17 protein-coding genes, 1 rRNA gene and 1 pseudogene are annotated in these 22,042 nt (G+C 38.7%); 9 read left to right on the top strand and 10 right to left on the bottom strand.

All coding sequences use genetic code 11. The features are described from left to right. Nucleotides 1–239 precede the first annotated feature (239 nt). The 3 genes from C502_RS0104720 (at nt 240) to C502_RS0104710 (ending at nt 3,112) form a co-directional block, all read left to right on the top strand. On the top strand, nt 240–1,586 hold the full coding sequence (locus C502_RS0104720; protein ID WP_018677698.1) for a sphingomyelin phosphodiesterase: 1,347 nt from the start codon (nt 240–242) through the stop codon (nt 1,584–1,586). Nucleotides 1,587–1,598: 12 nt separating this feature from the next. Continuing rightward, complete coding sequence (locus C502_RS0104715; RefSeq protein WP_018677697.1) at nt 1,599–2,528, top strand: lipase secretion chaperone; 930 nt, start codon at nt 1,599–1,601, stop codon at nt 2,526–2,528. A 116-nt stretch (nt 2,529–2,644) separates the two neighbouring features. Beyond that, complete coding sequence (locus C502_RS0104710) at nt 2,645–3,112, top strand: hypothetical protein (RefSeq protein WP_026315740.1); 468 nt, start codon at nt 2,645–2,647, stop codon at nt 3,110–3,112. A 31-nt stretch (nt 3,113–3,143) separates the two neighbouring features. Here C502_RS0104710 and C502_RS0104705 read toward each other — a convergent pair whose 3' ends face one another. The 5 genes from C502_RS0104705 to C502_RS0104685 all read right to left on the bottom strand — a co-directional run bounded on the left by C502_RS0104705 (nt 3,144) and on the right by C502_RS0104685 (nt 9,899). Next, nucleotides 3,144–5,090 carry an acetyl/propionyl/methylcrotonyl-CoA carboxylase subunit alpha gene (locus C502_RS0104705; protein WP_018677695.1) on the bottom strand — a complete coding sequence of 649 codons (1,947 nt, stop codon included), beginning with the start codon at nt 5,088–5,090 and terminating at the stop codon, nt 3,144–3,146. Then, a complete protein-coding gene (locus C502_RS0104700; RefSeq protein WP_018677694.1) occupies nt 5,090–5,908 on the bottom strand; it encodes an enoyl-CoA hydratase/isomerase family protein in 819 nt (272 codons plus the stop codon). The genes C502_RS0104705 and C502_RS0104700 overlap by 1 nt, the downstream gene beginning before the upstream one ends. Before the next feature lie 173 nt (nt 5,909–6,081). Continuing rightward, nucleotides 6,082–7,242, bottom strand: coding sequence for an acyl-CoA dehydrogenase family protein (locus C502_RS0104695; RefSeq protein WP_018677693.1), 1,161 nt, complete (start codon nt 7,240–7,242; stop codon nt 6,082–6,084). Between the two features lie 119 nt (nt 7,243–7,361). Next, on the bottom strand, nt 7,362–8,975 hold the full coding sequence (locus C502_RS0104690; protein WP_018677692.1) for an acyl-CoA carboxylase subunit beta: 1,614 nt from the start codon (nt 8,973–8,975) through the stop codon (nt 7,362–7,364). Between the two features lie 3 nt (nt 8,976–8,978). Next, complete coding sequence (locus C502_RS0104685; RefSeq protein ID WP_018677691.1) at nt 8,979–9,899, bottom strand: SDR family oxidoreductase; 921 nt, start codon at nt 9,897–9,899, stop codon at nt 8,979–8,981. Nucleotides 9,900–10,075: 176 nt separating this feature from the next. On the opposite strand from C502_RS0104685, the gene C502_RS0104680 reads away from it, so the two are divergent. After that, nucleotides 10,076–12,043, top strand: coding sequence for a DUF2075 domain-containing protein (locus C502_RS0104680; RefSeq protein WP_018677690.1), 1,968 nt, complete (start codon nt 10,076–10,078; stop codon nt 12,041–12,043). A 68-nt stretch (nt 12,044–12,111) separates the two neighbouring features. On the opposite strand, the gene C502_RS0104675 is transcribed toward C502_RS0104680, so the two are convergent. Continuing rightward, the gene (locus C502_RS0104675; RefSeq protein WP_018677689.1) at nt 12,112–13,914 is read right to left on the bottom strand and encodes an acyclic terpene utilization AtuA family protein; all 1,803 of its coding nucleotides are present in this window, start codon (nt 13,912–13,914) and stop codon (nt 12,112–12,114) included. A 194-nt stretch (nt 13,915–14,108) separates the two neighbouring features. On the opposite strand from C502_RS0104675, the gene C502_RS0104670 reads away from it, so the two are divergent. The 5 genes from C502_RS0104670 (at nt 14,109) to C502_RS0104650 (ending at nt 17,072) form a co-directional block, all read left to right on the top strand. Next, a complete protein-coding gene (locus tag C502_RS0104670) occupies nt 14,109–14,708 on the top strand; it encodes a TetR/AcrR family transcriptional regulator (RefSeq protein ID WP_018677688.1) in 600 nt (199 codons plus the stop codon). Between the two features lie 34 nt (nt 14,709–14,742). Then, entirely contained in the window at nt 14,743–15,114 is a 372-nt protein-coding gene (locus tag C502_RS0104665; protein WP_018677687.1) for a DUF2750 domain-containing protein, read from the top strand. A gap of 38 nt (nt 15,115–15,152) precedes the next feature. Further along, nucleotides 15,153–15,548 carry a hypothetical protein gene (locus C502_RS0104660; RefSeq protein ID WP_023274551.1) on the top strand — a complete coding sequence of 132 codons (396 nt, stop codon included), beginning with the start codon at nt 15,153–15,155 and terminating at the stop codon, nt 15,546–15,548. Nucleotides 15,549–15,699: 151 nt separating this feature from the next. After that, nucleotides 15,700–16,317 (top strand): DUF6915 family protein, encoded by a 618-nt coding sequence (locus tag C502_RS0104655; protein ID WP_018677685.1) that lies wholly within the window; start codon nt 15,700–15,702, stop codon nt 16,315–16,317. 17 nt (nt 16,318–16,334) lie between these two features. After that, nucleotides 16,335–17,072 carry a hypothetical protein gene (locus C502_RS0104650; protein ID WP_018677684.1) on the top strand — a complete coding sequence of 246 codons (738 nt, stop codon included), beginning with the start codon at nt 16,335–16,337 and terminating at the stop codon, nt 17,070–17,072. Nucleotides 17,073–17,127: 55 nt separating this feature from the next. On the opposite strand, the gene C502_RS0104645 is transcribed toward C502_RS0104650, so the two are convergent. The 4 genes and pseudogenes from C502_RS0104645 to rrf all read right to left on the bottom strand — a co-directional run bounded on the left by C502_RS0104645 (nt 17,128) and on the right by rrf (nt 21,928). Further along, a complete protein-coding gene (locus C502_RS0104645; RefSeq protein WP_018677683.1) occupies nt 17,128–18,291 on the bottom strand; it encodes an acyl-CoA dehydrogenase family protein in 1,164 nt (387 codons plus the stop codon). Between the two features lie 392 nt (nt 18,292–18,683). Continuing rightward, nucleotides 18,684–19,213 (bottom strand): annotated as a pseudogene (locus C502_RS18075) (IS1595 family transposase); the annotation flags it as partial. A gap of 287 nt (nt 19,214–19,500) precedes the next feature. Continuing rightward, nucleotides 19,501–21,531 (bottom strand): Ig-like domain-containing protein, encoded by a 2,031-nt coding sequence (locus tag C502_RS0104635; RefSeq protein WP_018677681.1) that lies wholly within the window; start codon nt 21,529–21,531, stop codon nt 19,501–19,503. A gap of 282 nt (nt 21,532–21,813) precedes the next feature. Further along, nucleotides 21,814–21,928: ribosomal RNA gene (gene rrf, locus C502_RS0104630) — 5S ribosomal RNA — on the bottom strand. Nucleotides 21,929–22,042 lie beyond the last annotated feature (114 nt).

Below are 22,042 nucleotides of genomic sequence, written 5' to 3'. Positions count from 1 at the left end.
CTATATTAACTCATCAATTTATCCACATACTTTGATAAAAGTCTCGTTAATAAAAAATAAAACCAAATAATTAACAATAAGTTCAGACAGATGGTTAGCTATTTACATGCGTTAGCAACATATTTTCATTATTATTTATTTTGAACAAATAACAATCGTTAAATTTTCGAAAATGAATATTTTATAATTATCAATTGTCCTTTGTTCATCAAAAATTATGCACTATGGAGAGATGTATTATGGGGCTGACGAGCTTAAAACTTAGCGCTGGAGTAGCGCTACTGGTAGGAAGTTTTGCAACGCAAAATGCTTTAGCTGATTCTTATGTATTTGTGACCAATACCACACCACAAACAGTATCTGTTCAAATTAATCAAACAGGTACACATATTTTACAACAAGGGAATGAATGGGCACAGGAAGCAACACAAATTGCTCCATACGAAACCAAGCGTGTGTTGCGTATCAATCGTTATACGGGTCTAAAGTCTGGAAAAACTTATAATTTCGATACTGTCGTGAGTACAGGTAATTCCCAAGTAACCTTAAAGCAAACCATGACAGGTACATGGTCTGGCAGTACGATTAAACATGGGATTCAAACAGCGACCACCACATCTCCTTGGTATTCAGATCGTGATGTGCATCGTATCAATACCAACTATGCGGGGTTATCTGCACAAGCTGCTGTGAAAGCTGAATATACAGGTGGATATGATGACTTCCATTACACGATTCATCAAAATACAGTGCAAGAACCTGTATCCAGTAGCGCAGATGAATTAAAAGTACTGACTTATAATGTTTATGCTCTGCCGATGGTCGCAAGCAAAATTAGTGAGCGTTTAGCTGAACTACCGAATCATTTGAATGGTTACGATGTGATTATGATGCAAGAGGCTTTTGCTTCTTCTCGTACAGGTATGCTGAATCAACTCGCTCAGCAATATCCATATCAAACTCATATCCCTGTGGGTTCAGGATATAACTTATTTGATAGTGGTCTCGTGATCGTCAGCCGCTACCCAATCGTGAAAACTGCACAATTAATCTATCCAGACTGTACAGGAACGGATTGTTTTGCTGATAAAGGTGTGTTGTATGCTGAAATCATTAAAAATGGTAAAGCCTATCATGTGACTTCAACACACACCGCATCATTTGATACCGATGAAGCACGTGCCCTTCGCCAAGTCCAATTCCAGCAAATTCGCCAGTTAGTCAATCAACAAAATATTCCAAGTTTTGATGCAGTATTGATGGGTGGTGATTTCAATGTCAATAAGCTGTTATGGCCTCAAGATTATCAAAATATGCTGACTAATCTCAACGCAACAGCAGCGCCAAGTACAGGTTATACCGCATCGACATTTGATCCACGTGTCAATAAATTAGCAGGTGCGGCTGGTTCAGGTGGCACTGCCGTTGAATATTTAGATTATGTGGTGGCTTCCAATACACATCGCCAACCTACACAATCTCGTAACGATGTTCGTATTTTACGTACCACAGCTGATCCTTTATACATGACTTGGGATCTCTCAGACCATTTCCCTGTAATGGGACAATTTAATTACAGTCCATAAGCAGGATGCTGTATGAATAAAAGACTATTGCTGACAATTATTATTGTTTTAGTGGTCTTGGTCGGAATTGTAGTTTGGAAGAGCACCGCCTCTTCCGCTGCAATTCAGCAAACCAAATCCACCTCATCATCTGAAAATTCATCTGTACAGATGAACGATGCAAATATGTCAAATAAAAATAAGGATGAATTGCTGCAAGACGCTTTATTAAAGCAACTGAAAGTATTACAGCAGCAGCCTGGCAATATCACAGAATTCCTTAATAATTTTAAGGCGAATTGTACAGTGACTGATTGTAATGCAGCTTTAGCAAAAGCATTAGCCAATTATCCTGATCAAGCGTTTGCGCATTTAGTTGAAAATTTACTTAAGCGTATGCCGCAATATGAGCAACAAATGCAAAGTACAGTCTTATCGACTTCTTTATCGCCTAAACAACGTTTCGAAGCATTGTGGAAACTCAGAGAACAGACTTTAGGGCAAGCCGAAGCAATGCTTGGTTTTGGGCAAGAACGTAATTATGCAGACTATCGTTTTGCCTATAATGATTTGGTTCAGAATCAAAATCTGAGTGCGGAACAGCGTCTAAAAGCTTTTGAGGAATTACAGCGTCAATATCCTGATGCAACGAAACAGGAAAACAAAATGGGGCTTTATGAACAAGCGATTCAATTACTGAATCAAAGTTCAAATAATCTCGCTGAGATTGCAAGTTTGAAACAAAAATTGCAGCAGCAGTATTTAACCGAACAAGAACGACACGATATTCAACTTCGTGATCAACGTGAAGTTCAACAGCAGCAGCAGGTTAATCAATATCAGCAAGCCGTGCAACAGCTCCAACAACAAATGCAGCCCTTAAAATCACAGCTTTCTGATGCAGAATGGCAAAAACAATATGAAACCCGTTTGCAAGATTTACGTCTCAAGATGTTTTCTTAATCATTATTTTTAATAACCATCTATGTCATGAACACGGATGGTTTAATATACGTTTTAACCAAATATTGTGATATTTATAAGAAGGAAAACTAAGATTATTGATGGAAATCAAAGGAATGAATTATCCAAAATTTCAACATGACTTAAATATTGCACTTGAATCAGAAATCTTAGGAGAATTAATTTTTCTGAATGCTGCTCAACATGCTCGTTCTATAGAACAGCAGCAAAAATGGAAAACATTGGCACAACTGGAAACTCAAACACTTCAACGTTTAGAAGATTTCTTAGTGCAACAGGGTCATACTGCTTCAATTCGACCACACATTAAGTTGCAAGCGAAAGCATCAGGTATTGCGATGGCAAAGCTTCCTTGGAAAGTTGCAATGCATTTACTCAAACAAGGTACAAAACCTTTTATGGAAACGTTTGAGCGAATGAATCAACATGCCGATGCAACGACTCAAGAATTTCTTCGATATTTATTGGCACATGAGCAAGCACTAGCTGAATTTGCAACCCAAGAATTAAAGGGAAATTCGACAAGCTCACTTGTCGCGGTTGAAAAACTATTAAAAAGCTAGGCATAGAACCTAGCTTTTTAATTTATATGCTTTATGAAAGCACAACATTTAACAGTAATTGTCGTTTTTTCACTTGTTGACCGACTTGACCAATCAGCTCATCCACTACACCATCAACATCCGACTTGATTTGTTGTTGGATTTTCATGGCTTCCAAAATCAATAAGGTTTGCCCTTTGCTAACAGTGTCTCCAGCATTAACCAATAGATTCACAATCGCCCCATCCATCGGTGCACGGATTTTACCATCCCCTACTACTTCAGCAGCTTCAGGTGCGGCATAAGTGATATTTTCAATCACTAAATTACCATTTGCTGCATCTAAATAGAGTTGATTTTGATCAAGTACATAACTCAATTTACGGCGCACACCATCAACGTTATAGATAATCTGAGTATCAGTTATTTCTACAACCTGAATCGTACAGTGTTGATCACATAATCGTACGGTGACTTGCTGCTGATCCATATCGACTTGTAGTGACAATTGTTGATCTGCACATTTCAACTTTAAAGGTAGCGGCGTTGCAATACCTGTTTGCCATGCCGTTTTTGAAGCCTTGTGTTGCGCAAATAGTGTTGCTGCAATCGCTAGACTTTCAAGGGTTGGAACTTGTTGATGTAGGCTGACGTCATCCTGAAAATGCTGCTGGATAAATGCGGTATTGGTATCCCCTGCCACAATAATTGGATGGCGTAATAAATTAACCAAAAACTGTTTATTGCTATTTACACCGAGTAAGACACAATCATCTACTGCACGAGCTAACAGACGAATTGCATCCTGACGAGTTTTGCCATAAGCAATCACCTTCGCCACCATTGGATCGTAGAATGGGCTAATCTCGCCCGCCTCTAACATGCCATGATCAATACGCACATTAGGTAATTCAGCAGGTTGCCATCGCAACACTTTGCCTGTTTGTGGTAAGAAATCCTGACGTGGATCTTCGGCATATAAGCGTACTTCGATCGCATGTCCATTTAAAGTAAGCTCATGCTGCTGCAAGGGTAAAGTTTCACCATTGGCGACACGGAGTTGCCATTCAACTAAATCTAGTCCCGTAATCATTTCTGTCACAGGATGCTCAACTTGCAAACGAGTATTCATTTCAAGGAAATAAAACTCACCTGATTGATCCAGTAAAAATTCAACTGTACCTGCGCCGATATAATCACAGGATTTTGCTGCCGCCACCGCAGCTTCTCCCATTTTTTGACGTAACTCAGGTGTCATCACTGGACAAGGCGCTTCTTCCACCACTTTTTGATGACGGCGTTGAATTGAACAATCTCGTTCAAATAGATAAACATAGTTGCCATGTGTGTCACCAAACACTTGGATTTCCACATGACGAGGTGCAATCACCGCTTTTTCAATAATTAATTCACCTGAACCAAAGGCATTTTCAGCCTCAGAGCGTGCTGTTTTTAAAGCTTCCAACAAATCAACAGACTGGTGTACCAAGCGCATGCCACGCCCACCACCACCAGCAGATGCTTTGACCATCAATGGGAAACCAATTTTTTCTGCTTGCTCAGCCAAGTATTCAATATCTTGTTGATCACCCTCATAACCAGGCACACACGGCACATCTGCTGCAATCATGGCAATTTTGGATAAACGTTTGCTGCCCATTAAATGAATCGCAGCGGCGTTTGGCCCAATAAAGGTGATACCATTGTCGGTACAAGCTTGGGCAAAATCGGTATTTTCAGATAAGAAACCATAACCAGGATGAACTGCATCTGCGCCTGTCTTTTTGCAGGCTTCGATAATATTGGCGATCGACAAATAAGATTCTGAAACTTTAGATGCGCCGATATAAACCGCCTCATCGGCAACTTGAACATGGCGTGCATTTGCATCTGCATCTGAATACACCGCAACAGTTTGATAACCCATTGCTTTGGCCGTTTGCATCACACGAACTGCGATTTCACCACGATTTGCGACTAAAACTTTTGAAAATTTCATTATTGCTCAGTCCAAGTTGGTAAACGTTTTTGAATAAATGCCATCGTACCTTCTTGACCCTCTACTCCGCCAACCGCTTGAGCAAACTGCTGTGCAGCATCGTCAAGTAAAGAATCTAAAGGCTCATTTAAAGTTCGATGTAGCAATGCTTTGGTATTTCGAGATGCCAACGGCGCAGCACGTTTGATCTGTTGAATGGTATCAGCAAGCAATTGCTCAAGCTCAACGTCATCACGCACAACTTCATGTATTACACCTAACTTCTGCGCAGTCTCACCATTAAAACGTGAACCTAACAACGCCAAACGACGCGCTTGAGTCAGTCCAATCCGTTTCACCACGAACGGTGCAATTTGTGCAGGTAATACCCCAAGACCTGTTTCAGGTAGACCAAACTGGGCATTGTCTCGACTAATCGCGATATCAGAGACACAAGCTAAGCCAAAACCACCGCCAAGCACTGCCCCTTCTAAAATTGCAACAACCGTTTGCGGAGCTTGATCAACTTGTTCAATCATGGCGCCAAAACGGCGGTTAAAATCCACATAGGGTTGTAGGCTACCTGCATTCACCGCTTCAACACGCAAAGCCGCCATATCCTTAATATCACCACCTGCACAGAAATGCCCACCCTTACCACGCAAAATCACAGCACGAATCGATACATCATCTGCAATGTGGGTAAAAACCTGTTGAATCGCATTGACCATATTGAGGCTCATGGCATTTCGACTCTCAGGTCTATTTAGCCACAGCGTTAAAATACTGCCTTGTTGTTCAAGCTGGATACTTTCATCTACTTGTAAATTATTTAGCATTTTTATAAGTCCTAAATCCAATAAGAAAAACGTATAGCGAGGTAGCTATTGCAAGGCATAAAATTGGCGAAAAAGCGCAGAATATCTTGCGCAAGGGCGAAATATATTTCGCTATCTCCTTGCTCATATTTGAGCATTTTGAGCCAATTTTTAACGCTGCAAGAGCAACGTAGCTAGTTTTTCTGTTTCTTTGGCAAAATATCCATAAGTTTGCAAATAATTCCCAGCATAATTTCATCGGCACCACCGCCAATCGAACCTAGACGACCATCACGATAAAGTTGAGAAGCAGGGTTATCCCACATAAAGCCATTACCGCCCCAATATTGCAGACAGCTATCTGCGACTTCACGTGTTAAACGACCTGCTTTAAGTTTTGCCATCGAAGCCATCATCGTGACATTTTCCCCTGCGATGTGCTGTTCACAAGCTTGATAAGTCAGCGCTTTTAATGCTTCAACTTCAGTCATCAACTCAGCAAAACGGAAATGTACATATTGATTATTAATCAGTGGCTGACCAAAGGTGGTACGTTCTTTCGTGTAATCAATCGTTTGTTGAATCACATTTTCCAAACCACCGACAGCATTTGCACATGCCCACATACGTTCTTCCTGAAACTGCATCATCTGCATCATGAAGCCCATACCCTCAGCACCCACCAGATTGCGCTGTGGTACACGAACGTTATCAAAATAAACTTGGGCGGTTGTGGTTGAACGCATTCCTAGCTTATTCAATGGTTCTGAGAAACTAATGCCTGCAGTCTTCGCAGGAACAATGATCATCGATTTATTGACATGTGGTTTGTCATCAGAGGTATTGGCAAGCAGGCAAAAGAAGTCTGCTTGCAGTGAATTGGTAATCCACATTTTGCTGCCATTAATCACATAATCATCGCCCTCTTTTTTTGCTGTGGTTTTGACTGCAGCAACATCTGAACCTGCATGTACTTCTGAAACTGCAATTGATGCCACATATTCACCACGAATCGCAGGATTCAGAAACTCTTCTCTCAGTTCTTTACTACCAAAACGAGCAAGTGCAGGTGTTGCCATATCGGTTTGCACACCAATCGCCAACGGCACACCACCACATGCTGCACGTCCTAATTCTTCTGCCACCACGAGGTTATACGAATAATCTAAACCAAGTCCCCCATTTTCTTCAGGCTTACAAATACCTAGCAAACCTAAATCTGCCATTTTCTTAAAGACGTCATGAATCGGAAAACGTCCCGCTGCTTCCCATTCAGGAATGAAAGGGTTGAGTTCATTTTCTACAAACTGACGTGCGGTACGGCGTAATGCTTCATGCTCTGCGGTAAATTTCATTGTTTTTGTTCCTTAAACATTAAATATTTATAAATCCCTCCCAACCTCCCTTTTTCAAAGGGAGGAGTTCCCCCTCTTTTAAAGAGACTTGCGGAACGATGTTCCTCAGGAGAGATTTCTTAAAATCTAGACACACCAAAACGCGTTGGATTCAACTCACGTTGTTGTGCTTCATAAATAGTTTGCAACAAGAAGATCAATACTTTACGTGTATCTCTAGGATCGATAATGCCATCGTCATGCAACATCGCTGTATTAAATAAAGCCGTCGATTGCTGTTCCAATTTCATCGCAGTACTTTGTTCTAGAAAATCCAACATCTGTGGATTCGGTTCCATACCTGAAGCTTTCTGTTTACCCTCAGCCACGATACGCAACACTTTTCCTGCCTGCGCTGAACCCATCACCGCCACATGCGAATTTGGCCATGCAAAAATAAAGTTAGGCGATAAACTACGTCCGCACATGGCGTAGTTACCCGCTCCATAAGAACCAGCAACAATGATCGAAATTTTGGGCACAGTGGCGTTGGCAACTGCTTGAATCAGCTTTGAGCCATGTTTGATAATGCCGTTTTGTTCAGCATCCGTTCCGACCATAAAGCCCGTAGTATTATGCAAGAATAAAAGTGGGCGCTGAGTTTGTTCACAAAGGTGAATAAACTGTGCAGCTTTCACTGCACCTTGTGGCGTAATTGGGCCATTATTGGTAATGATGCCAACATGCACACCGCCCATTTTTGCCCAACCACACACGGTTAAAGCATCGTATTCCTGCTTAAATTCCAGAAAATCTGAATCATCAATAATCCGTGCCACGATTTCTTTCATATCCAGTGGCTGTTTTGGATCAGCGGGAATAATGCCGAGCAGTTCTTCGGCAGAATAACGAGGTTCTTTATAATCCTGATCGAGACTTTTGGTTTGTTCTTTCCAGTTCAAATGCTCAAAAATTTCACGAGCAATACGAATGCCATCAGCATCATTTTCAGCTAAATATTCAGCTACACCAGAAACCTGAGTATGCATTTCAGCACCACCGAGTTCCTCAGCCGTTGCCACTTCACCTGTTGCTGCTAACAATAATGGGGGACCAGCCAATAACATTTCTGTTTGCTTACGGACGGCAATCACATAGTCAGATAGACCTGGTTGATATGCACCACCTGCGGTGGCATTACCATGTACAACTGATATTTGTGGAATTCCTGCAGCAGACATTCGTGCCTGATTGGCAAAAGTCATACCACCATAAGTAAACACTTCGGCTGCATAATTTAAATTTGCGCCGCCACTTTCGGTCAATGTCACAATCGGCAATTTTTGCTCAAGCGCAATCTTTTGCAAGCGTAAGGTTTTCTGTACCCCCATCGGTGACATGGTGCCGCCTTTGATTGCGCTATTACTGGCAGTGACCAAAGCACGAACGCCACTGACAAAACCAATTCCCGCGATAATACCTCCACCCGCTTCAGAACCATCTTTATCATCATGCATGTTGTAACCAACTAGACCACATAGCTCGACAAAAGGTGAATCGGCATCAAGTAGTAAACGCACTCGCTCATGTGGCAGAATTTTGCCTTTCTTATCAAACTTTGGTTTTGCTGCGTAAGACTTATCAATGCCCTTTTGCTGTACGGCACGTACTTCTGCAATTTGGCTTAATAAAGCGTCTCGATTTTGTTGGTATTGTTCAGTACCGACTGCAATTTCAGATTGAAGAATGGTCATGGCTTAATCCTTGTTTGCATCTTGCGCTTGGGCAGAATGTTGCTCTGCTTTTCCAATCTGATCTTTGAGTACATCAGGAATAAATGCACGGTGGAAGCCATTAAAAGATTGACTATTGCTTGCATCTGCTAACGGATACATCCGTGTTCCTTGTGAAGCAGCGCCATCAACTCTTAATGTCACCCCAGAAACAAATGCAGCAGCATCAGAGAGTAAATAACAAATCGCTGAAGAGATCTCAGATTCTGTCCCCATACGTTTTAAAGGGACGTTACCAGCCAAACTTGGAATAATGAATTTGGCAAAGTCACCACTGTAGTTATCCATACCAGAAGAAATAATCCAACCCGGTGCGACACAATTGACCCGAACGCCTGAACGTCCCCATTCAACTGAAGCGGTTTTGGTCAGGTTATCCACACCTGAACGTGCTGCGCCAGAATGTCCCATTCCCGGCATACCACCCCACATATCAGCAGCCATATTAACAATGCTACCTCCGTGTTTTGCCATCCATTGGTTATAGGCTTCACGCATCAGGTAAAAAGTTGAATGCAGGTTATTACGTACTACAGCATCAAAGCCATTGGCAGAAATACTTTCAAGCGCAGATGGAAATTGTCCACCTGCGTTATTGATTAAGCCATCCAATTTGCTAAATTTTTCAATAACTTCAGCAATCATGTTTTTGACTTGTTCTTCATCACGATTATCACAGACGATACAATGGACTTTGCCACCATCTTCTAAAATTTCTTGGCTGACTTTTTCTAGCTTTTCAATTTTTCGCCCTGTAATCACTACTTGTGCACCCAAAGATGCTAGTTCATGTGCGGTACAACGACCAATACCAGAACCTCCGCCTGTCACGATAATCACTTTGTCAGCAAATGCATCTGCCCTGAAAATTGATTGGTAAGCCATTTTGATAAGATCCATTCATGTATTATTTTTGAATGCCTATACACTACCAAGCAAGTGCTTGGTTTGTAAAGTGCATATTGTGACTCAGAGCAGAAGTCGTAGTATTTTAAGTAATTGATTATTTTTGATGCTAAGATATTGTTCAATTTAAGATTTTTAAAATTTAAAAACTCACAATGAATACAAGTTATTATCAAAGTTCGATAGATTCTTTTTTAACTGAAAATAAAAATACAATTTTTGGACAACTGGCACGCCACCACCAACATGATTTAGAAGATTTGCAGAAAAATGCTTGGCTAGAACAAATTGAATTTCTACAACAAGAGCTTAATGATATTTGTGGACATTTATATTTCGAGTTTTCTATTCCCAGAATGGGAAAACGAGTAGATAACATCTTAATTATTAATAATTTGATCTGTGTAATTGAGTTCAAAGTAGGTGACAGAAGTTATTCAAACTATGCTCAGAATCAGACAATCGACTATTGTCTCGACTTACAGAATTTTCATGAAGGCAGCCATAATAAGACGATTGTTCCCATTCTTATTGCTACAAATGCTCCCAGTAAGCCATCTGATATAAATGGCTCAATGAACTTGACCCATTGCATTTTATGCAATAAAGAAAATTTTAAAGAGATACTACTTCAAATTTTAGACCAAGCAAAAACTACAGAAAGCTTAGATATTCATAGTTGGGAAAATAGCGTTTATAAGCCGACACCAACGATTATTGAGGCTGCTCAAGCCTTATATAAAGGTCATAGTGTTAAAGAAATTTCAAGGAGTGATGCTGGTACAATTAACCTATCAAATACCTCTCATTTAATAAATAAAATTATCGAAGACTCTAAAACCCAACATAAAAAATCAATCTGCTTTTTGACAGGTGTTCCCGGGGCCGGGAAAACTCTTGCTGGCCTAAATATCGCGAATGAACGACTTAAAACAGATGAATCAGAACATTCAGTATTTTTATCTGGCAATGGCCCATTGGTAGATGTATTGCGAGAAGCCCTCACCAGAGATTCCGTAGAATCTGCTAAAAAAAGTGGCCAGAGAGTTTCACGTACAGAGGCTGAACGAAAAGCCAAGGCTTTTATTCAAAACATTCATCATTTTAGAGATGATAATTTAAGAACACCTCATGCTCCTATTGAAAAGGTTGTCGTTTTCGATGAAGCACAAAGAGCTTGGCAAAAAGAACAAGTCTCCAAGTTCATGCAACAGAAAAAAGGAATTCCAAACTTTGATATGTCTGAACCAGAATATCTAATCAGTGTGATGAATCGACATGATGACTGGTGCACAATTATATGTTTAATCGGCGGTGGTCAAGAAATTAATACTGGTGAAGCTGGTGTCTCAGAGTGGATCGAGTCGCTAAAAACAAAATATCAAGCTTGGGATATTTATTACTCCGATAAGATTTTGGCTGAACCAAATACCTACCTGAATGATTTAGATTTATCGAATTGGGTCAGAGAACACGGGCATCAAAGAAGCGATCTACATTTATCGACATCTGTCCGCTCATTTCGGAGTGAAAAAGTTGCGTCATTAATCCAATTTATTTTAGAAAATCAAAATGATCAAGCCACTAAAATTTATCAAGAAATCAAACATAATTATCCAATTAAAGTTACCAGAGACTTAGCCCAGGCAAAAACCTGGTTAAGAAATCAAGCAAGAGGTTCTGAAAGAATTGGGCTTATTGCAAGTTCAGGCGCTAAAAGACTAAAAGCAGAAGGTATCTATGTTAAAAATGATATATCTCCAACTGATTGGTTCTTAAATCATCAGGATGATACTCGGTCATCTTATTATTTAGAGGATATTGCGACTGAGTTCGATATCCAAGGGCTTGAAATCGACTATACCTGCGTAACTTGGGATATTAATCTTTATTATGATGAAAATTGGCAATTTCAAAGTTTTAAAGGCTCAAAGTGGCAAAATATTAATAAAGACTCGACTAGGAATTACCTTCTCAATGCTTATAGAGTGCTATTGACTCGGGCTCGACAAGGTATGGTTATTTTTATTCCGGCTGTAGATGGAACAGACCCTACAAGACCTCAAAAGCACTATGACTCAATCTATAACTATCTCATTTCTTGTGGACTAGACATACTATAAAAAGACGTATTGATTTCGCTTGCAATGTCTCGTGCAAGCGAAACTCATATACTAGTTGATATTGATGATCAGACAATTATTTTTCTAGGCACTTTGACTGGCATATCTAACAATTGCTGTGCAAAAGCCTTACCTTGTGGATCGATACGCAAACTAGCAATTCCCCCCCCACCCAGTGCATTTTCAAGCATAAAATTCAATGCGTTCATAGCAGGTAATTCATAACGAATCACTTTTGATTTTTCAGCATCTAAAACATGCTGCATATAATCAGCAACATTTTCCTCAGTGAGTGCTGCTCGAATCCAAGGTAAGTACTCAGCCTTTCGTGCAATCACTCCAATATTGCTATGATTTCCTTTGTCTCCACTACGTGCATGTGCCACTTCAATCAAAGGGACTTCAATTTCATCACCTTGATAGATTGCAACTTCACCCACTGAATGCAGGTTAATATCTTGTGGAGCTAAGCCTGTTGGAATCTGAACTGGATGACGTTGGCCTGCAAAATCGACCTCAACCTTGATTTGATCTTTATCAATAAGGAAAGAGAACAATTTCACGACTGCAGATGCTTTAGGACGACCACCGACAATGCCCGCTAATGCAGGTGCCATACCTGTCGATGCCTGTGCAATTTCCGAAGCAAAAAACATACAAGCTTCTTTAAACATGTGTTTCACAGCAATCTTGACGACCACTTCACGGCTATCTTTCACTTTGGCATGCGGACCATAGGTACTTTCGATACCCAGAATTTCGATCGATTTTTCACTAAATGGCGGAACGGAACGTAAAGCCAATACACGTTCACATTTATTCAGAATTGAATTGGCAATGGTTTGAGCTTTTTCAGGTGCTTCACGACCTGCAATTAAGAAGCTCACTAAAACACGATAACCATCCGCATAAGTGGCGCTGACTTTGTATTGCTGCGTTGGCGCACGACCTGTTGTACCTGTAACTTTTACTCGATCTTCACCGACTTGCTCTAAATGAACTTGGCTAAAATCAGCCATCACATCAGGAAGTAAATAAGCTTGCGGATTACCAATTTCATAAATGATTTGCTCTGCGACCGTTGCAGTCGATACCAAACCACCTGTACCTTGTGGTTTAGTCACAACAAAAGAGGAATCTGCACTGACTTCAACGATTGGAAAGCCCATATTGTCAAAGCCATGTACTAAGCGCCAATCAGTAAAGTTCCCACCTGTACATTGAGCTCCACATTCAATCACATGCCCTGCCAATGAGCCTTGAGCCAACTTATCATAATCATCCAATGACCATTTATATTCATGCAGTAATGGTGCAAGTACCACCGCCGAATCAACCACTCGACCTGTAATCACAATATCTGCACCTAAATCCAAGGCATCGCGGATCGCAACCGCTCCTAAATAGGCATTACTGCTGGCTACATCATGTGGTAAAACTTCATCATTAAACATTTCTCTAATATTTTTTTGCTGTAACTCCGCATGCTTTGGCAGCACATCATCCCCAAGTACCACAGCAACTTTTAAATCTAATCCTTTTTCATCAATGATTTTTTGTAAAGCATCACGACAAGCTAGAGGATTAACACCCCCTGCATTACTAATGACTTTGATTTTTTTCTCAGCAATTTTCTTGATCAAAGGTGACATCACACGGCTAACAAAATCCAATGCATAACCATGATTTGGATCAGTCATCATTGCCTTTGCCATGATAGACATAGTAATTTCTGACAAATAATCAAAGACTAAATAATCAATATCACTCAGATGCACCAACTGAAAAGCGGCTGTATTGGTATCGCCCCAGAAACCTGATGCACACCCAATCTTGATTACCTTCTGATCATCTTGCTTGACGCTTGTCATGAGTTTTCTCATTGTTATTTCTAAGTTGCTCCAACATTACCAAGCAAGTGCTTGGTTTGTAAAGTACATAATGATATGCTGTATTGGCAAAAATAGACAAACTCAAGCAAATGCTTGTTATAAAAAGATAAGACAATTCATGAAATGAATTTTGTTACAATGCTGACTAGATTTAATAGGATAGACGGACTGGCATGATCGCAACTTCAATTGAGCAAATACCTAAAATTGTATGTTTTGACGATAGTCCACGTGGGCGTTTATTGCTTGGTGCTGCTTATCTATTTTATAAACAAGGTTATGACAAAACCACAGTTCGCCAACTCGGTGAATTTATTGGTATCCAGTCTGGCAGTCTTTTCCATCATTTCAAAAGCAAAGATGACATTCTAGCGACTGTCATGGAACAAACCATTATTTATAATTTTGCCCGTTTAAAAGAAGCAGCCGAACGTTCAAACGAACCAGAACAACAATTACGTGATTTAATCAAAGCTGAACTGATTTCTATTACAGGCGATACAGGCGCAGCAATGGCAGTACTCGTTCATGAGTGGTTTGCCCTATCAAAAGAAAAACAAGACTATCTTCTGAAGATGCGTAATGAATATGAACAAGTTTGGCTCAATGTAATTGAAAAATTATGTGCTCAAGGCAAAGTCAAACATGATGCCTTTATTTGGCGTCGTTTAGTCGGTGGCTCTATTTCTTGGTCGGTCACATGGTATAACCCAGATGGTAAAGTCAAAGTGGATGAACTAACTGAAATGGTTTGGGAAATGGCGCTTAAATAAATTTTAAAGTGAACTAATTATAGGCTAAATAGAAATGTCTCAATCTTCTGCTCAACTTATACAGTTCTTCACTGAAATTACCAAATATGGGGTAGTTTGGACAATTAAAGATGACAGTGGTTTTCCAGCACCTTTGGGAACTGATGGGAGAAGAACAATGCCTTTTTGGTCATCTCAAACACGAGCAGAAAATATTATTCGTAATGTTCCTGCCTATCATAAATTTCAATCTAGCTCGATTGATTTAAACAAATTTCAAACCTCATGGCTATCTGGCTTAAGACAGGATAAATTACTCGTAGGAACTAATTGGACAGGAAGAACAGCCACAGGATTTGATCTAGAGCCAGAACAAGTATTGAAAAATATAGAATACTATGCATCCTTACTAGCACAAATTCATTAACTATCAATTATATAAAACTAAGTACTAATCTTATAATTATGAATACCGGTTATATTCAGATGACCCAATCTAAGAACTACAAAATTATTCATATTCATGAAAGCGTATACATAGCACCTTTACAATCTAACTGTATAAATGGATACATCGAGATAGGTGATTTTTATGGCAATCCAGAAATCGCTATTATTGATCAAAATGAGAAGTGGTGTGCAATAGGGGGATGCGGACTAATCATTTACTTTATTCAAGAACCATTTACCCCTTATCAATATGATCAAAAAAGTTCTCAACATTTTGAAATACATAGAAGCCCACCCTCTATATGGTGGATTGAAGATCTTCAACAAATTTCTCTGTCTCAGATATTAATCACATTAGAGAATTCTCAAACTCGTATTTTAGATATTTTTACAAAAGAAATTAGCCTTTAAAAGATCTTAATCTAAATAAAAATAGCCTGTAATTTAATATACATCGTCTTCCAACGACACAACTTAACGCCTCACCTTTTTCATCTATTCTCGTTCAAATTAAAAACTGCTATTCTGCTTAAACATCAAAATATTAAAAGAAATAGTAAAAATGAATCCAGTCCAACATGCCAATATTTCGGTGAAACGTCGTGGGGGCGAGCTTGAAGATTATATTGATATTCATGCTCTAATCGACAGTACCAAAATGCTTTGTACCGACAACCGTCATCGTATCTTGCATACCTTTTGGAGCGTTCAAGAGGTGATCATTCCGATTTTTGGACATCACTTTGAAAATAGTGCTGGGAACAGCATTGAAGTTAAAGACCTTTGTGAAAAAGATCATTTACTGGTGGATTTCCACCATCGCTTTATTCCAACGATTGGAGACTTCGTTGCTGCAATGCAGGATATTCCTACAGATGGGCTGGCTAAACGCCTCGAAAAATTCCACTCAGATGTGATTAATGACCCAAAAATCTCAGCAACATTACTCTCTCCATTATCTGTGACAGGACAACTCAAATCTTTACTAATCACTCACAATAGTTGGTTTATCAATACCATTCTTCCAATGATGGGAAAAGGTGAAGCTAAATTTATTGATTTTGATATTAGTCCAGACTTCTTTTTCAATCCGATGCGTTTTGAGCTTTGGATGGACAATGGAATGGCCGTCCCGCCAAGTGCAGCCAAACTGCAAGAATTAAAAACTAAAATTGCTTAATTAAAGGGGAAATAAACATGAGCAATATCCAATACGTGATTCGCCAAAATGATTTTGCTTACAATGATGAATGGCATCTGACCAATTGCGTTTCAACTGGGGCTATCAAGCAGATTTATACGGATAAAGCGGAAGCTGAAAAGGCATACAAGAGCTTAGTTATCGAAGGCTTATATTATGATGAACTATGTAACTATGACATCGGTAATGGCGAAGTAAGTGATGAAATCTATGAAAAACTTGAAGCTCTTGTATTAGAAAAAACGGGCAAAAAATTTGATATAGAAGATGGTGAAATTCCAAAGCTCGATGAAGATGATGCTTTTGAATTTGCCAAAATTTCAGGTATTGTCTGGTATCAGCTACTGGAAGTTGATGCAACCCAACCTTGCTATGTACTCTGGATCAACTCTGAAGAAGATTATTTTTCAGGCTATGAAACTGGCAGCATCATTTCTAGCCAAGATGAAAACTTTAGTGATGTGTCGTGGGAAGCCAATATTTATGCGATGGACTATGAGTTTGAAGATTTGATGGACAAACCACTTGCAGAGTTAAGTGATAGTCCGCTGTTATTCAAACAATTTATCGAACAAACTCCAGATATTCGTTACGATGCTGAAAAAGACAGCATCGAGGGTATTGCCCTAGATAATATAAAATTTATCGATATAAAAACTTTGAACTCATTTTTGAAACAACCCATATTTGAAATCCGCCAAATCTCTTTAGAAGAATTAGCTGAACTAGAATAAATTTGAAAATAAAAAGTGCGGAAATAAACCGCACTTTTTATTCGTCATGAAGGTATTAATAGCCTAGCTGCTTACTGATTAGATCCTTCATAATTTCTTCAGCACCACCACCAATCATATTCACTTTGACTTCACGATAGATACGCTCAGATTTCGTTCCACGCATAAAACCCATGCCACCCAAAGTTTGCACAGCAGCATCAGCACAGAATTGCATAGTACGTGTTGCCACATTCTTGAGCATTGAAATCTGTGCAACTAGCTCAGCACCTTGCAATTGTGGTTGTGTCATTTTCCAAGCGGTTTCTTCGAGTAAAGCTCGTGTCGTGGTAAGTTGAGTTGCCATATCTACAAGCTTATGACGAACCACTTGATGATCAACTAGTCGCTTACCAAACGTTTTACGCTGTTGTGCCCAATCTAAAGCTTCTTCATAACAGACTTGCGCATATCCATAAGCAATAACACCTAAGAAAAAACGCTCCATATTAAAGTTATTCATAATCACTTTAAAACCAGCATTCTCTCGGCCAAGCAAATTCGATGCAGGGACACGAACTTGATCGAAATGAAGATGGGCTGTGTCCGATGCCCACCAACCCATTTTCTTTAGAGGTGTTTTTGTAATCCCTTCACTATGCGCATCAATCAACAACATTGAAATACCTTCAGCACCAGTCTTTGTCGGATCAGTTCGTACCGCAACCGTATAATAATCCGCACGAATACCAGAAGTGATAAAAGTCTTTTCACCTGAAACAATATAATCATCACCATCACGAATCGCTTTAGTTTGTAATGCAGCTACATCCGACCCACCACCTGGTTCAGTGATTGCTAAAGCCGAAATTTTTTCCCCTGAAATAATACTTGGTAACACCTTAGCTTTTAATTCTTCACGACCAAAATGCTGAATTGGTGGGGCGCCAATCGTATGCACCATCAAAGAAATATGCACACCACCTGAGCCAGCCTTCGCCATTTCAACACCAGCCAATAACGAATAAAAGGGATCAGCATCTGGAATACCTCCATATTCCTCACCAAAGCCTAGTCCCAATAAGCCAATCTCTGCTGCTTTTTTATAAAGTTCTCGTGGGAATGTCTCTGCTTCATCCCACTCATTTACAAATGGCGCCATTTCTTTTTGTACAAAACGACGAACGTTATCCGCGAAAGCTTGATGTTGTTCATTATAGTAGATCGGATTAAGCTGCATTTTCTGCTTCCTAGCAATTATTGATCATTGTTTTAAAATATTTCTATGAGTACTAAGGTATCAAAACCAGAAAAACCAAGCAAGCGCTTGGCATAATTCAAAGTAAAAAAATATCTCTAAATACTATTAACTTATCTATAAATGTGCCCTTAAAACAAAACTTTATATTTTTAATAAACTACAAAAACCTCGAGTTGCATAATAAAGATTCGCATCATTATGATAAATAAAGACTTATCTATTAATGAATAGGGGCTTAGAAAGTTAAATAGGGAAAAAAGTCTTTTAATTTTGAATCTTATCCAAGTTAAACGACACTTTTATTTACGAATAAGGTAGTTAAAGTGTCCAACTTTGATGAAAATAGACATCTATATACTTGTTAATTTTGTAAACTTATTGAATCGCTTTTTTGCATCCCCCTCAAATGATTCTATGCCATTAATATGACGTTCTCTGCAGACAAATTGATTATCACTTTGATTTACTCTTAAGTGCTTATCAAAGCCAATATCAACTCAATCATCATATCCTCTCCATCCATCTGTATTGATGACTGAATCAAGTTCTACATGCGCACGGATAATGACTTTCAGAATATTTTTGAGCAATTTGGTACAATTTCCATCATGAGCAGCCCAAATATAATAGTCTTTACTGCTGCCCCACGACCTCGCTTACGACGAGCACCAAAGCAACCTTCATCCAGCTCAACGATACCATTGAAGAAAGATATTTCTTCACATTGGATAACAATCTTTTTACGCAATTTGATATAAATTGTATTGATGGAGCGAACAGAAATATTGTTAAGTTTAGCACTATCAGATGCACTACAATCCATGGCAAAAAAGCGAATGATTTTCCTGAGTTTTGTCTCTGTGATTCTTGAATGGGAATAGTATCTATTTTTTACTTTCATATAAGGAAGTTACGATACTTCTTAATATGCTTAACTTACTAAGAGCCCAATTTGATATAAAATATATTTTACACGGCACCAACTAATAAACGTATGTATTTTTAATTCAGATAAAAATCTGCTCTTTACTAAGTCAATAAAATGCCAATAAACTATTCATTTAATATTCAGATTAATATATTAAAGTGAACTGAATACTTATAAAAGACCCAGGCTTAGAAGCCTGGGTCTTTTATTATATAAAAAGCATAATATTGTACTTCAAGTACTAATAGTATGTCAGATCGTTACTTATAATTATTACAAGTGCTGATATCTGTACCAAATGGACTAGTCTCATCCGGTCTCCATTTTCCATCTGTATCATCTACATCAACCGCTGCAACAGGAGGTACAAAAGATAGTGCCATAGTATTATCTTTGGTTGATACTGTAGTTGATGCATTTAGATTTACACGTAACCAATTTGAATAATTCTTACCATAACGAACTTTAAAATCAAATTTACCCTGTGAATCAGTAATAAAAGTGGCTTTAGTTCCAAGAGGTGAATTATTCATACCTAAAATCGCAAGATTACTTGCATATTCATTCGATGGGCATTCAACAAAAGTAGTAATTCGTTTTGGAAGGCTATTCTCATAAATAGTATAATCACGAGACCAACGCCAAATACCTAGCCATGACCACATACCATCACTAGTTTGTGCATATGTATAGTCACGCACCCAGTTAAATTGCCCTTTCATAAAACTCACAAGTTCTAATGAAATACTGATTTTTTGGTTAGGAATAGGATTTCCTGCAGTATCAACAACAGATGCTGAAAAGTCTTTGTTATAATATGTATTATTATCAGGATCAGTACTGACTAAATGATTTTGAGCAATTGTAATATATGCTGATTGAGTTGCAACCGTCAATTTGAGAGTTGGAGAATAGACTGGTTGCTGAACTTTTGCATCACCAGCGGAAGCATTAATCTCAACCCCTCCACCTAGTGTCTGTGCAGCGCCAGCTGTATAAATGACTGTTGCACGTCCAGCGCTATCAGTAATAGCTGTTGGTTGAGAAATTTGACCCGTTGATGAAGTATCTTTAATAATATTAAAAGATACTTCTGTATCTGGTATTGGGGATCCATTTTTATCTTTAACCAAAGCAATTACTTTAGTATTTGCGCCCGGTGCCAACACACTAGACTCAGATTGTATTGAAATCATGGCTGGCACACCAGGACTCACTCGTTGGGCAACGTATACAACATTTGTACCAAAAGTTGCAGATATAGTTGCTATAGATGCTATAGCACCTGAGAAAGTAGTAGTAGCATCACCGACCCACATACCATTTTCTTGTCTAATATTAGTAATGGCAATTTGAGAAGTAACTGTGCCATTTGTTGTTGCAAATTTAACAGTTTTTCCGCTTAATTCTGCTTGAGTAGCTGCACTTACTTTGAAAGTAAGAAGCTTAGGTATATCAACACCAACTGGATTTGTATTTGAAGTTAACTGTAATGCATTATTTGCAACATTTGCAGTTAAAACAACAGCATCAGTTGTCAAAATATTTGTAACTGTTTGATTGGAACCTTCAACTGTCAATTTACCAAGTAAACTCAATTTATGATTTGTTGAATTTAAAACAGTCGCATAAGGGACTTTAAAAATAGCACGACCATTTAGATCTGTTGCAATTACATCTGAAACAGTTTTTCCTGATGCATCAACTAAACTTGCTTTAGCTCCGCTTAATGGTTTACCAACCGCATCCAATCCAATTAATGTAATATTAGCAGTAGCTCCTTCCTCTAATAAATTCATATCTGAAGAAATAGTAATAGCCGTACCATTCACTGGAATAGCTAATTCTTGTTTTGTTTGACCAGATGTTACAACAACAGTAATTGTTCTATTCATTTGTTGATTAAGCGTGGTGTTCACTAAAGACAATGTTGTTTTAGTTAATCCATTCTCATCACTTACAAGATTACTTTTAGTACTTAAACTTGCGCCAGAATTTTCAGCATCTTTAATTTCAACTTTGATATTTGCTTTAGGTATGATACCGCCAGTCTTATCCAATGTTCGAATCGTCAAATCTAAGCTATCTTGACCACCTGCATTTAGACTACTTTTACTCTGCCCTACAGATAATAATTCCGCGGATATCTGATTCGGAGTAGTTGTCTCTCCGCCACCTGAAGAACTTGATCCACTTGAATTATCAAAATATCCACCACCACCACCACAGCTAGCTAAGATTACTGACATAGCAACTGTAGACAACTTTAAAGTAAGTTGTTTTTTATTCATCATCATTCCTTTATATCCCCAATCTAACCTAAAACAGGATAAGATTTCTAATTATAAAAATATGTCTAATGTAATCATACTATCGCTTTTATGTAAATATACTTTATCTTTAAGTAAAAAATATTAAAGCGAACTTAATCAAAGTATTTTATTAAAATGAGCATTTACGAGAGTTTTAAATATCAATTCACAATAATTTTTTTATTAATATAATATATTTTTAATTCTGCCCCAATAAAAAACACCCCCTAACCGCTAGGTTAGGGGGTGTTAGAGTTTAAAAGCTGGCGATGACTTACTCTCACATGGCAAACGCCACACTACCATCAGCGCGAAGAGGTTTCACTTCTGAGTTCGGGAAGGGATCAGGTGGTTCACTCTTGCTATTGTCGCCAGCAAACTGTTGTGGTGCTTTGGGGTCTTATTCACATTACTTAATAATGTATGCCTTACTTACGAACCAAAGAGTTATTAACGGATTAGATAATTGGTCTGTATTGTAACTAGTATT

The organism is Acinetobacter tjernbergiae DSM 14971 = CIP 107465 (assembly GCF_000374425.1).
Classification (GTDB): domain Bacteria; phylum Pseudomonadota; class Gammaproteobacteria; order Pseudomonadales; family Moraxellaceae; genus Acinetobacter; species Acinetobacter tjernbergiae.
The sequence above is the reverse complement of the archived record's forward strand: the minus strand, read 5'-3'. Positions and strand labels throughout refer to the sequence as shown.

Coding starts and splice junctions, on each gene's coding strand:
- C502_RS0104720 (WP_018677698.1), top strand. CDS start 240: ATGGGGCTGACGAGCTTAAAACTTAGCGCTGGAGTAGCGCTACTGGTA.
- C502_RS0104715 (WP_018677697.1), top strand. CDS start 1,599: ATGAATAAAAGACTATTGCTGACAATTATTATTGTTTTAGTGGTCTTG.
- C502_RS0104710 (WP_026315740.1), top strand. CDS start 2,645: ATGAATTATCCAAAATTTCAACATGACTTAAATATTGCACTTGAATCA.
- C502_RS0104705 (WP_018677695.1), bottom strand. CDS start 5,090: ATGAAATTTTCAAAAGTTTTAGTCGCAAATCGTGGTGAAATCGCAGTT.
- C502_RS0104700 (WP_018677694.1), bottom strand. CDS start 5,908: ATGCTAAATAATTTACAAGTAGATGAAAGTATCCAGCTTGAACAACAA.
- C502_RS0104695 (WP_018677693.1), bottom strand. CDS start 7,242: ATGAAATTTACCGCAGAGCATGAAGCATTACGCCGTACCGCACGTCAG.
- C502_RS0104690 (WP_018677692.1), bottom strand. CDS start 8,975: ATGACCATTCTTCAATCTGAAATTGCAGTCGGTACTGAACAATACCAA.
- C502_RS0104685 (WP_018677691.1), bottom strand. CDS start 9,899: ATGGCTTACCAATCAATTTTCAGGGCAGATGCATTTGCTGACAAAGTG.
- C502_RS0104680 (WP_018677690.1), top strand. CDS start 10,076: ATGAATACAAGTTATTATCAAAGTTCGATAGATTCTTTTTTAACTGAA.
- C502_RS0104675 (WP_018677689.1), bottom strand. CDS start 13,914: ATGACAAGCGTCAAGCAAGATGATCAGAAGGTAATCAAGATTGGGTGT.
- C502_RS0104670 (WP_018677688.1), top strand. CDS start 14,109: ATGATCGCAACTTCAATTGAGCAAATACCTAAAATTGTATGTTTTGAC.
- C502_RS0104665 (WP_018677687.1), top strand. CDS start 14,743: ATGTCTCAATCTTCTGCTCAACTTATACAGTTCTTCACTGAAATTACC.
- C502_RS0104660 (WP_023274551.1), top strand. CDS start 15,153: ATGAATACCGGTTATATTCAGATGACCCAATCTAAGAACTACAAAATT.
- C502_RS0104655 (WP_018677685.1), top strand. CDS start 15,700: ATGAATCCAGTCCAACATGCCAATATTTCGGTGAAACGTCGTGGGGGC.
- C502_RS0104650 (WP_018677684.1), top strand. CDS start 16,335: ATGAGCAATATCCAATACGTGATTCGCCAAAATGATTTTGCTTACAAT.
- C502_RS0104645 (WP_018677683.1), bottom strand. CDS start 18,291: ATGCAGCTTAATCCGATCTACTATAATGAACAACATCAAGCTTTCGCG.
- C502_RS0104635 (WP_018677681.1), bottom strand. CDS start 21,531: ATGAATAAAAAACAACTTACTTTAAAGTTGTCTACAGTTGCTATGTCA.